Genomic DNA, 9,469 nt, shown 5'->3' with positions numbered 1-9,469 from the left:
CGAGTTCGTCTTCCCATTCCGCCATGGTCAGCCCTCCAAGAGCCGACCACCCATGAATCATTGAAAAATTGATTCGGGAATCCTATAACGCACGGCAAAATCAACAATCTGCCAAAGTAGTGCTAGCGCGTGTTCTGATCATTTGCGCGCCAATCGCAACCGATCATCGCGTCATCGTTGATCGTTGAACGGTTTGGCCAGGTAGACCGGTGCGCGCACTGGCTGGATCGTCAGCCGATAGGCAATCAGGTTGGTGCCGTCGAACGCCTCAAGCAAGTAGTCGCAAGCGGGACAGTGATACTCACCCTTGGCGCCGGGTTCAGACCATAGCTCCAACCGCCGGAAGCCCGCGCCACAGCACGCGCACGTTACATCCGCTTTCCGCACTTTCATCCTCTTGGCAGCACTCTACAGCAAGCAAAGGAATTGGTGAAACCCGGCAAGAAATGCGTCTTTCGCCTGATTGAGGCGAGACCAAATGTCATGGAACCCTTCAGATCATTCTAGCCAGGTTGATCCGGCAGCAAAGTGCAGATTGTGCCTGCAGGCTTGATGGAACGAGCCGACGCTTTGTTCGAACGCGCGCCCCGCAGAGTGGCAATTTCGAGCGCGATTGCGTTCCATTGATCTACGTCAATCTCGCGCACCGAAATTGTCGCAGCTTCGTCGGTCACAATTTCGTCCGTTAGGGAGGACACGCCATGCTTCGTTGTATCCTCGCCATTCTGGCAACTGTGGTTCTCGTTGCCGTCTGCCTGCTTCCTGATGACGCTTATGCCGTCGTGGAGGCGGCGGCGGCGGCTTCCGTGGCGGCGGTGGCGGCGGGTTTCATCGCGGAGGCATGCATGCCGGCGCCGGCAGAATGCACGCTGGTGCGGGAAGGATTCACGGTGGAGGATATCGCACTGCCGGCCGCGCGCGCCCCTCACACCCGATCGCTGGCCGTCCGGGCCGACCGATTGCAGGCCGTCCAGGCTATCCAGGTCGACCGGTTGCAGGTCGTGCTGGCCGACCGGTCGCAGGCTATCCCGGTTATGGTGGAGGCTACTGTCGACCTGGCTGGGGTTATGGTGCTGCAGCAGCCGGCGCTGCGGCTGCGGCCGGCGCGTATTACGGCAGCTATGGCTACTACGGGAACCAGAACTGCTACTACAATGAATACAATCAAATGGTTTGCCCGCAGTATTGATAGCAGTTCGATTGAGCCGCGATCGGTTGCTCGTTCGTCGCGCGGCAAGGTCGCGATGATGAGACCTGTGGTGACCTCCTCCGTTTGCGTATCAAGGGAGATGAACCGATGGAGTACAGCGCATTCAGCGATGCGAGCCTGAAGATGATGCACGAGGCGGTTCGCGGCGCGCTCCAGGCCGACGATGAATTTGAGGGTCGCGGAGACGCGCCGGTGTTTCGGGTGCGGACGACAGCCGAATGGAAGCGTCACGCCGGCAATCTCGAGGACGAGATGTTGAGGCGAGGACTTCAGGTCGACGTCATCGACTGGACGAGCAGGCAGGGAGAGTTTGCGCTTTGAAGTCGTCGCATGCGCAGCGGCGACGCGGGCTCCGTATAGCGCAAATGCCCTCGCCCTTCCCCGCCTGACGCATCTGAAAGGCTTGATCCAGATCAACAGCTCCCCGAGCTCATGGTTTTCAAACCAGGCTGGGTAGGACCGCAGGATTGGAGGAGACCCATGAAGACGAAACCAGGGACATTCGCGTTGACTGCGACCATCATCGCGTGTGCCACGCTACTATCCGTCGGTCGATCGGAACAGGGCGGCGTCTTGATTTCCGTCGAGAGCGCGCAAGCGCGGGTCGGCCGCCCCTTGACGCCCGTGAGTGTCGCGGGCGTTGCCCGTCGCCAGACACGCAGAGCCGTGTACGGCACCGCTGCCGTGGGAGCCGCGGCGGCCGCCGGCGCCTATGGCTATTATCACTATCCTTCCAACGGTCAGGGCTTCGTCTGTCAGCCGGGCACATATTTTCGTGGCGAGGACGGCCGACAGCACCTCTGCCAGTAAGCCAATGCCAACGGGGCAAGACGATAACGTCTTGCTCCCCATTGCCCGAGAGGCATCCGCGACCAGGCAGGCGCGTTGCTGGTCAGACCGGACCGTGCGATCCCGGCGGCACCATATACAGCGTCATGGCGAAAATCGCATAGATGAACATCAGCAAGGCGCCGATGAACCATGCCGACCTTCCGCTGTTGGTGACGAAGCAGGACGTCACGGAGGCGATCATGACCATCGTCACGGCCCCCGGCCAGAACTGCAAGTCCATTGGCTTCGGACCGATGACGTAGCTGAGCAGAACCAGTGCCGGCGCGACAAACAAGGCGATCTGCGACGCACTTCCGAGCGCAATGCTGACGCTCATGTCCAACCGGTTCTTGCGCGCCGCGGAGAACGCGACCGCCATTTCCGCCGCAGCGCCGACCAGTGCGACGATGATGAAGCCGACAAAGGCCGAGCTCAATCCCAGCGTCTCTCCCGCCTTCTGCACCGAACTCACGAATATCTCGCTTACCAGTGCAACCAGCACCGTAACCACGAGAAGCGTGCTTACGGCCAGTCCGATCGGCCAACCGGCACCGCCTGTCTCGCCATGGTCCCCGCTTTCGAACAACTCCTTGTGTGTCTTGAGCGAGAACAGCAAGCCTAGTCCATAAGCACATATCAGCAGCACCGCGAGGCCGGTACTGAGCGTCTGCGCCATGACCTGGCCTCGCGCCTGGTCGAGGTCGGCAACGGCTGCGGGTGCAAGCAGCGCAATCGTCGCCATCAGCAGCAGCGCGGCGTACATCCTCCCCCCGGCTCTATTGTACTCCTGAACGTGATAGCGGAGGCCGCCGAGCAGGAACGAAGCGCCGAGCATGAAGAGTGAGTTGGTGACGATGGCGCCGGCAATCGATGCCTTGACCAGTGTGTATTCCCCGGCATGAAGCGCGGCGATCGCGATGATCAGCTCCGTCAGGTTTCCCAGGGTCGCATTGAGCAAGCCACCGATCGCATCGCCGGTTTTTTCGGCGACGCTCTCCGTTGCGTGACTGAGGAGCGCAGCCAGCGGCACGATGCTCAGGACGGCGAGGACAAACAGAGCCGTGTGCGCAGTGGGAGCCACGTTTTCGACCACCAGCACAATCGGCACGAAAACCAGCATCCAAAGTAGTGGATTGTGGCGAATTTCCTTGAGCAGGAGCTGCATGGGACCGCCCGATCGGTGGGAGTTGGATAGCAATTTCTGAACGCAACGGGCCGCTCGAGCTTGATCTAGCTCAACCCGGCACCACCGAGGTCCCGCGGTATCTTGCGAACGGTCAGACGCGCGTTCCTGTCTCCGGCTCCCTGCCCTTTGACGTAGATCAACAGGCGGCGGATCCGGCTGTGTCTTCCTGCTTGGGGGGCGTCCACGACAAGCAGTTCAGGAGCTCGCAATGACGAGGACCGCAGCCGCAGCAGCGATTGCAGTTTTGATGACCACCTCGTCTCTCGCCTTCGCGGCGGAGACATCGTCGACTGTCGGCGTGGCGCCACCCAGCGCTGCCGACCTGAAGAGCCTGACCGACATGCGTGTCGGCATCGTCAAGGCCGCCTTGCAGCTAACTCCCGATCAGGAGAAGTACTGGCCGGCCATCGAGGACGCGATCCGTACCAGAGCGAAAAACCGCCAGGCCCGGTTGGAGCGGATCGCCGAATTGCACGAGAACGGCCCGATGGACGGAATGAATGAAGGCAATCCCGTCGAATTGATGCAGCGCCGGGCAGACCGGCTCATTCAGCGTGGGACCGACCTCAAGAAGCTCGCCGATGCCTGGGATCCGCTCTACAAGACGTTGAGCGATGACCAAAAGCGAAGGATGGCCTTCGTGTCGTTTGCCGTCATGCGCGGCGTGCGAAATGCGATCGAGCAGCGCAGCGGTCCGGAATACGAGGACGAATAGGGATAGACGGTCGATGCCGGCGTAGGTGAATCGCAGCGATCGTTTATCCGTGAATGATCCGACGCTCGACTCATGCGTGATGCCGGCTCGACGCCGTGCGTGGCGTGCAGCGCTGCCGGACAGAATTCGGCAGCGCCGACGGCCGGTTCCAGCGCCGGCACACGGCCAGCGTTTACGCCTTGGTGTAACCCATTGCGCGGTTCTCCGACATGAGATCTAGGAACTGCGCCGCCGTGAACGCTGTCCGCCGGCGCGGCGCGCTGCGGATGTCATGCTGCCCTGCGATCTCGCTTCCTGAACCAGCCAATCCCTGAACTTCTGCGTCGCCGGATCGATGCTGCCGGCCGCGCCATGGCAGTAATAGGATTCGCCCGGAAAATTCAGCCTCGGAAACGGACTTGCCAGATCACCGCTCGCGATCGCCTCCTGCAGGACGTTCTGCGGCGCCACCACCGATCCGAGCCCATCCTTGACTGCCTGGATCGCCACGAACAAATGATCGAACCGGTGTCCGCCCGCCATGAACGCGTCGCTGATGCCGACGTGCTTGAGCCACGCCGCCCACTCCTGGGGCCGGGTCATCGACTCGATCAGATGATGACTCTTGACGTCGGCAGGCTTGGCGAGCGGCTTCCGTGCCAGCAGTTTCGGAGAGGTCAGCACCGCCAGATCCTCGCGAAACAGCAGCATGCACTCGCTGAGACGTGAGGATGGCGCCGCGACCTTTGCGATGTACTGGCTGTTACCGCACGTGAATCGCTATCGTGCGCAAAACCCTCGCACGGATGTCTGGGTTTCGACCCGCATGACCGGACAGCCGCCGAATTTCTCGGCGCATGATCTTGTGGTCACGCGCGGAGAGGTCGCGGCGCCATCCTCACGTCTCAGCGAGTGCATGCTGCTGTTTCGCGAGGATCTGGCGGTGCTGACCTCTCCGAAACTGCTGGCACGGAAGCCGCTCGCCAAGCCTGCCGACGTCAAGAGTCATCATCTGATCGAGTCGATGACCCGGCCCCAGGAGTGGGCGGCGTGGCTCAAGCACGTCGGCATCAGCGACGCGTTCATGGCGGGCGGACACCGGTTCGATCATTTGTTCGTGGCGAGCCAGGCAGTCCAGGATGGGCTCGGAGCGGTGGTGGCGCCGCAGAACGTCCTGCAGGAGGCGATCGCGAGCGGTGATCTGGCAAGTCCGTTTCCGAGGCTGAATTTTCCGGGCGAATCCTATTACTGCCATGGCGCGGCCGGCAGCATCGATCCGGCGACGCAGAAGTTCAGGGATTGGCTGGTTCAGGAAGCGAGATCGCAGGGCAGCATGACATCCGCAGCGCGCCGCGCCGGCGGACAGCGTTCACGGCGGCGCAGTTCCTAGATCTCATGTCGGAGAACCGCGCAATGGGTTACACCAAGGCGTAAACGCTGGCCGTGTGCCGGCGCTGGAACCGGCCGTCGGCGCTGCCGAATTCTGTCCGGCAGCGCTGCACGCCACGCACGGCGTCGAGCCGGCATCACGCATGAGTCGAGCGTCGGATCATTCACGGATAAACGATCGCTGCGATTCACCTACGCCGGCATCGACCGTCTATCCCTATTCGTCCTCGTATTCCGGACCGCTGCGCTGCTCGATCGCATTTCGCACGCCGCGCATGACGGCAAACGACACGAAGGCCATCCTTCGCTTTTGGTCATCGCTCAACGTCTTGTAGAGCGGATCCCAGGCATCGGCGAGCTTCTTGAGGTCGGTCCCACGCTGAATGAGCCGGTCTGCCCGGCGCTGCATCAATTCGACGGGATTGCCTTCATTCATTCCGTCCATCGGGCCGTTCTCGTGCAATTCGGCGATCCGCTCCAACCGGGCCTGGCGGTTTTTCGCTCTGGTACGGATCGCGTCCTCGATGGCCGGCCAGTACTTCTCCTGATCGGGAGTTAGCTGCAAGGCGGCCTTGACGATGCCGACACGCATGTCGGTCAGGCTCTTCAGGTCGGCAGCGCTGGGTGGCGCCACGCCGACAGTCGACGATGTCTCCGCCGCGAAGGCGAGAGACGAGGTGGTCATCAAAACTGCAATCGCTGCTGCGGCTGCGGTCCTCGTCATTGCGAGCTCCTGAACTGCTTGTCGTGGACGCCCCCCAAGCAGGAAGACACAGCCGGATCCGCCGCCTGTTGATCTACGTCAAAGGGCAGGGAGCCGGAGACAGGAACGCGCGTCTGACCGTTCGCAAGATACCGCGGGACCTCGGTGGTGCCGGGTTGAGCTAGATCAAGCTCGAGCGGCCCGTTGCGTTCAGAAATTGCTATCCAACTCCCACCGATCGGGCGGTCCCATGCAGCTCCTGCTCAAGGAAATTCGCCACAATCCACTACTTTGGATGCTGGTTTTCGTGCCGATTGTGCTGGTGGTCGAAAACGTGGCTCCCACTGCGCACACGGCTCTGTTTGTCCTCGCCGTCCTGAGCATCGTGCCGCTGGCTGCGCTCCTCAGTCACGCAACGGAGAGCGTCGCCGAAAAAACCGGCGATGCGATCGGTGGCTTGCTCAATGCGACCCTGGGAAACCTGACGGAGCTGATCATCGCGATCGCCGCGCTTCATGCCGGGGAATACACACTGGTCAAGGCATCGATTGCCGGCGCCATCGTCACCAACTCACTCTTCATGCTCGGCGCTTCGTTCCTGCTCGGCGGCCTCCGCTATCACGTTCAGGAGTACAATAGAGCCGGGGGGAGGATGTACGCCGCGCTGCTGCTGATGGCGACGATTGCGCTGCTTGCACCCGCAGCCGTTGCCGACCTCGACCAGGCGCGAGGCCAGGTCATGGCGCAGACGCTCAGTACCGGCCTCGCGGTGCTGCTGATATGTGCTTATGGACTAGGCTTGCTGTTCTCGCTCAAGACACACAAGGAGTTGTTCGAAAGCGGGGACCATGGCGAGACAGGCGGTGCCGGTTGGCCGATCGGACTGGCCGTAAGCACGCTTCTCGTGGTTACGGTGCTGGTTGCACTGGTAAGCGAGATATTCGTGAGTTCGGTGCAGAAGGCGGGAGAGACGCTGGGATTGAGCTCGGCCTTTGTCGGCTTCATCATCGTCGCACTGGTCGGCGCTGCGGCGGAAATGGCGGTCGCGTTCTCCGCGGCGCGCAAGAACCGGTTGGACATGAGCGTCAGCATTGCGCTCGGAAGTGCGTCGCAGATCGCCTTGTTTGTCGCGCCGGCACTGGTTCTGCTCAGCTACGTCATCGGTCCGAAGCCAATGGACTTGCAGTTCTGGCCGGGGGCCGTGACGATGGTCATGATCGCCTCCGTGACGTCCTGCTTCGTCACCAACAGCGGAAGGTCGGCATGGTTCATCGGCGCCTTGCTGATGTTCATCTATGCGATTTTCGCCATGACGCTGTATATGGTGCCGCCGGGATCGCACGGTCCGGTCTGACCAGCAACGCGCCTGCCTGGTCGCGGATGCCTCTCGGGCAATGGGGAGCAAGACGTTATCGTCTTGCCCCGTTGGCATTGGCTTACTGGCAGAGGTGCTGTCGGCCGTCCTCGCCACGAAAATATGTGCCCGGCTGACAGACGAAGCCCTGACCGTTGGAAGGATAGTGATAATAGCCATAGGCGCCGGCGGCCGCCGCGGCTCCCACGGCAGCGGTGCCGTACACGGCTCTGCGTGTCTGGCGACGGGCAACGCCCGCGACACTCACGGGCGTCAAGGGGCGGCCGACCCGCGCTTGCGCGCTCTCGACGGAAATCAAGACGCCGCCCTGTTCCGATCGACCGACGGATAGTAGCGTGGCACACGCGATGATGGTCGCAGTCAACGCGAATGTCCCTGGTTTCGTCTTCATGGGTCTCCTCCAATCCTGCGGTCCTACCCAGCCTGGTTTGAAAACCATGAGCTCGGGGAGCTGTTGATCTGGATCAAGCCTTTCAGATGCGTCAGGCGGGGAAGGGCGAGGGCATTTGCGCTATACGGAGCCCGCGTCGCCGCTGCGCATGCGACGACTTCAAAGCGCAAACTCTCCCTGCCTGCTCGTCCAGTCGATGACGTCGACCTGAAGTCCTCGCCTCAACATCTCGTCCTCGAGATTGCCGGCGTGACGCTTCCATTCGGCTGTCGTCCGCACCCGAAACACCGGCGCGTCTCCGCGACCCTCAAATTCATCGTCGGCCTGGAGCGCGCCGCGAACCGCCTCGTGCATCATCTTCAGGCTCGCATCGCTGAATGCGCTGTACTCCATCGGTTCATCTCCCTTGATACGCAAACGGAGGAGGTCACCACAGGTCTCATCATCGCGACCTTGCCGCGCGACGAACGAGCAACCGATCGCGGCTCAATCGAACTGCTATCAATACTGCGGGCAAACCATTTGATTGTATTCATTGTAGTAGCAGTTCTGGTTCCCGTAGTAGCCATAGCTGCCGTAATACGCGCCGGCCGCAGCCGCAGCGCCGGCTGCTGCAGCACCATAACCCCAGCCAGGTCGACAGTAGCCTCCACCATAACCGGGATAGCCTGCGACCGGTCGGCCAGCACGACCTGCAACCGGTCGACCTGGATAGCCTGGACGGCCTGCAATCGGTCGGCCCGGACGGCCAGCGATCGGGTGTGAGGGGCGCGCGCGGCCGGCAGTGCGATATCCTCCACCGTGAATCCTTCCCGCACCAGCGTGCATTCTGCCGGCGCCGGCATGCATGCCTCCGCGATGAAACCCGCCGCCACCGCCGCCACGGAAGCCGCCGCCGCCGCCTCCACGACGGCATAAGCGTCATCAGGAAGCAGGCAGACGGCAACGAGAACCACAGTTGCCAGAATGGCGAGGATACAACGAAGCATGGCGTGTCCTCCCTAACGGACGAAATTGTGACCGACGAAGCTGCGACAATTTCGGTGCGCGAGATTGACGTAGATCAATGGAACGCAATCGCGCTCGAAATTGCCACTCTGCGGGGCGCGCGTTCGAACAAAGCGTCGGCTCGTTCCATCAAGCCTGCAGGCACAATCTGCACTTTGCTGCCGGATCAACCTGGCTAGAATGATCTGAAGGGTTCCATGACATTTGGTCTCGCCTCAATCAGGCGAAAGACGCATTTCTTGCCGGGTTTCACCAATTCCTTTGCTTGCTGTAGAGTGCTGCCAAGAGGATGAAAGTGCGGAAAGCGGATGTAACGTGCGCGTGCTGTGGCGCGGGCTTCCGGCGGTTGGAGCTATGGTCTGAACCCGGCGCCAAGGGTGAGTATCACTGTCCCGCTTGCGACTACTTGCTTGAGGCGTTCGACGGCACCAACCTGATTGCCTATCGGCTGACGATCCAGCCAGTGCGCGCACCGGTCTACCTGGCCAAACCGTTCAACGATCAACGATGACGCGATGATCGGTTGCGATTGGCGCGCAAATGATCAGAACACGCGCTAGCACTACTTTGGCAGATTGTTGATTTTGCCGTGCGTTATAGGATTCCCGAATCAATTTTTCAATGATTCATGGGTGGTCGGCTCTTGGAGGGCTGACCATGGCGGAATGGGAAGACGAACTCG

Annotated in this window: 14 protein-coding genes; 7 read left to right on the top strand and 7 right to left on the bottom strand. The window is 61.4% G+C overall.

Going from position 1 to position 9,469, the window contains the following annotated elements; genetic code table 11:
• Positions 1 to 171: 171 nt before the first annotated feature.
• Positions 172 to 387, bottom strand: a complete 216-nt coding sequence (locus FNJ47_RS41975) for a hypothetical protein (protein ID WP_163162133.1) — start codon at positions 385 to 387, stop codon at positions 172 to 174.
• 314 nt (positions 388 to 701) lie between these two features.
• Between FNJ47_RS41975 and FNJ47_RS41970 the strand changes: the two genes are divergently transcribed.
• The 3 genes from FNJ47_RS41970 to FNJ47_RS41960 all read left to right on the top strand — a co-directional run bounded on the left by FNJ47_RS41970 (position 702) and on the right by FNJ47_RS41960 (position 2,020).
• On the top strand, positions 702 to 1,331 hold the full coding sequence (locus FNJ47_RS41970) for a hypothetical protein (protein WP_236000451.1): 630 nt from the start codon (positions 702 to 704) through the stop codon (positions 1,329 to 1,331).
• A complete protein-coding gene (locus FNJ47_RS41965) occupies positions 1,298 to 1,531 on the top strand; it encodes a hypothetical protein (protein WP_163162135.1) in 234 nt (77 codons plus the stop codon). Before FNJ47_RS41970 ends, FNJ47_RS41965 begins: the two co-directional genes overlap by 34 nt.
• Positions 1,532 to 1,690: 159 nt before the next feature.
• Positions 1,691 to 2,020 carry a hypothetical protein gene (locus FNJ47_RS41960; RefSeq protein ID WP_229182640.1) on the top strand — a complete coding sequence of 110 codons (330 nt, stop codon included), beginning with the start codon at positions 1,691 to 1,693 and terminating at the stop codon, positions 2,018 to 2,020.
• An 82-nt stretch (positions 2,021 to 2,102) separates the two neighbouring features.
• On the opposite strand, the gene cax (FNJ47_RS41955) is transcribed toward FNJ47_RS41960, so the two are convergent.
• Positions 2,103 to 3,206 (bottom strand): calcium/proton exchanger, encoded by a 1,104-nt coding sequence (gene cax / locus FNJ47_RS41955; protein WP_163162137.1) that lies wholly within the window; start codon positions 3,204 to 3,206, stop codon positions 2,103 to 2,105.
• Positions 3,207 to 3,567: 361 nt separating this feature from the next.
• Here cax (FNJ47_RS41955) and FNJ47_RS41950 point away from each other — a divergent pair, with 361 nt between their 5' ends.
• Positions 3,568 to 3,942 (top strand): Spy/CpxP family protein refolding chaperone, encoded by a 375-nt coding sequence (locus FNJ47_RS41950; protein WP_236000453.1) that lies wholly within the window; start codon positions 3,568 to 3,570, stop codon positions 3,940 to 3,942.
• Positions 3,943 to 4,158: 216 nt separating this feature from the next.
• On the opposite strand, the gene FNJ47_RS41945 is transcribed toward FNJ47_RS41950, so the two are convergent.
• The gene (locus tag FNJ47_RS41945; protein WP_163162141.1) at positions 4,159 to 4,632 is read right to left on the bottom strand and encodes a LysR substrate-binding domain-containing protein; all 474 of its coding nucleotides are present in this window, start codon (positions 4,630 to 4,632) and stop codon (positions 4,159 to 4,161) included.
• Here FNJ47_RS41945 and FNJ47_RS41940 point away from each other — a divergent pair.
• A complete protein-coding gene (locus FNJ47_RS41940; RefSeq protein ID WP_163162139.1) occupies positions 4,631 to 5,311 on the top strand; it encodes a LysR substrate-binding domain-containing protein in 681 nt (226 codons plus the stop codon). The genes FNJ47_RS41945 and FNJ47_RS41940 overlap by 2 nt on opposite strands.
• A gap of 216 nt (positions 5,312 to 5,527) precedes the next feature.
• On the opposite strand, the gene FNJ47_RS41935 is transcribed toward FNJ47_RS41940, so the two are convergent.
• Complete coding sequence (locus FNJ47_RS41935) at positions 5,528 to 5,902, bottom strand: Spy/CpxP family protein refolding chaperone (protein WP_236000453.1); 375 nt, start codon at positions 5,900 to 5,902, stop codon at positions 5,528 to 5,530.
• 361 nt (positions 5,903 to 6,263) lie between these two features.
• Here FNJ47_RS41935 and cax (FNJ47_RS41930) point away from each other — a divergent pair, with 361 nt between their 5' ends.
• Positions 6,264 to 7,367, top strand: coding sequence for a calcium/proton exchanger (gene cax, locus FNJ47_RS41930; RefSeq protein WP_163162137.1), 1,104 nt, complete (start codon positions 6,264 to 6,266; stop codon positions 7,365 to 7,367).
• An 82-nt stretch (positions 7,368 to 7,449) separates the two neighbouring features.
• Here cax (FNJ47_RS41930) and FNJ47_RS41925 read toward each other — a convergent pair whose 3' ends face one another.
• The 3 genes from FNJ47_RS41925 to FNJ47_RS41915 all read right to left on the bottom strand — a co-directional run bounded on the left by FNJ47_RS41925 (position 7,450) and on the right by FNJ47_RS41915 (position 8,768).
• Positions 7,450 to 7,779: a hypothetical protein gene (locus FNJ47_RS41925; RefSeq protein ID WP_229182640.1), complete on the bottom strand. Its 330-nt coding sequence runs from the start codon at positions 7,777 to 7,779 to the stop codon at positions 7,450 to 7,452.
• Positions 7,780 to 7,938: 159 nt separating this feature from the next.
• Complete coding sequence (locus FNJ47_RS41920; RefSeq protein WP_163162135.1) at positions 7,939 to 8,172, bottom strand: hypothetical protein; 234 nt, start codon at positions 8,170 to 8,172, stop codon at positions 7,939 to 7,941.
• Positions 8,139 to 8,768: a hypothetical protein gene (locus FNJ47_RS41915; protein ID WP_236000451.1), complete on the bottom strand. Its 630-nt coding sequence runs from the start codon at positions 8,766 to 8,768 to the stop codon at positions 8,139 to 8,141. Before FNJ47_RS41915 ends, FNJ47_RS41920 begins: the two co-directional genes overlap by 34 nt.
• 314 nt (positions 8,769 to 9,082) lie before the next feature.
• Between FNJ47_RS41915 and FNJ47_RS41910 the strand changes: the two genes are divergently transcribed.
• Positions 9,083 to 9,298 carry a hypothetical protein gene (locus tag FNJ47_RS41910; protein WP_163162133.1) on the top strand — a complete coding sequence of 72 codons (216 nt, stop codon included), beginning with the start codon at positions 9,083 to 9,085 and terminating at the stop codon, positions 9,296 to 9,298.
• The last annotated feature ends 171 nt before the right edge of the window (positions 9,299 to 9,469 follow it).

Origin of the sequence: Bradyrhizobium uaiense, assembly GCF_010811875.1 — a bacterium.
GTDB classification, from domain to species: Bacteria; Pseudomonadota; Alphaproteobacteria; order Rhizobiales; family Xanthobacteraceae; genus Bradyrhizobium; species Bradyrhizobium uaiense.
This window is presented reverse-complemented; position numbering and strand designations above follow the sequence as displayed.

Coding starts and splice junctions, on each gene's coding strand:
- FNJ47_RS41970 (WP_236000451.1), top strand. CDS start 702: ATGCTTCGTTGTATCCTCGCCATTCTGGCAACTGTGGTTCTCGTTGCC.
- FNJ47_RS41965 (WP_163162135.1), top strand. CDS start 1,298: ATGGAGTACAGCGCATTCAGCGATGCGAGCCTGAAGATGATGCACGAG.
- FNJ47_RS41960 (WP_229182640.1), top strand. CDS start 1,691: ATGAAGACGAAACCAGGGACATTCGCGTTGACTGCGACCATCATCGCG.
- cax (WP_163162137.1), bottom strand. CDS start 3,206: ATGCAGCTCCTGCTCAAGGAAATTCGCCACAATCCACTACTTTGGATG.
- FNJ47_RS41950 (WP_236000453.1), top strand. CDS start 3,568: ATGCGTGTCGGCATCGTCAAGGCCGCCTTGCAGCTAACTCCCGATCAG.
- FNJ47_RS41940 (WP_163162139.1), top strand. CDS start 4,631: ATGCACTCGCTGAGACGTGAGGATGGCGCCGCGACCTTTGCGATGTAC.
- FNJ47_RS41945 (WP_163162141.1), bottom strand. CDS start 4,632: ATGCTGCTGTTTCGCGAGGATCTGGCGGTGCTGACCTCTCCGAAACTG.
- FNJ47_RS41935 (WP_236000453.1), bottom strand. CDS start 5,902: ATGCGTGTCGGCATCGTCAAGGCCGCCTTGCAGCTAACTCCCGATCAG.
- cax (WP_163162137.1), top strand. CDS start 6,264: ATGCAGCTCCTGCTCAAGGAAATTCGCCACAATCCACTACTTTGGATG.
- FNJ47_RS41925 (WP_229182640.1), bottom strand. CDS start 7,779: ATGAAGACGAAACCAGGGACATTCGCGTTGACTGCGACCATCATCGCG.
- FNJ47_RS41920 (WP_163162135.1), bottom strand. CDS start 8,172: ATGGAGTACAGCGCATTCAGCGATGCGAGCCTGAAGATGATGCACGAG.
- FNJ47_RS41915 (WP_236000451.1), bottom strand. CDS start 8,768: ATGCTTCGTTGTATCCTCGCCATTCTGGCAACTGTGGTTCTCGTTGCC.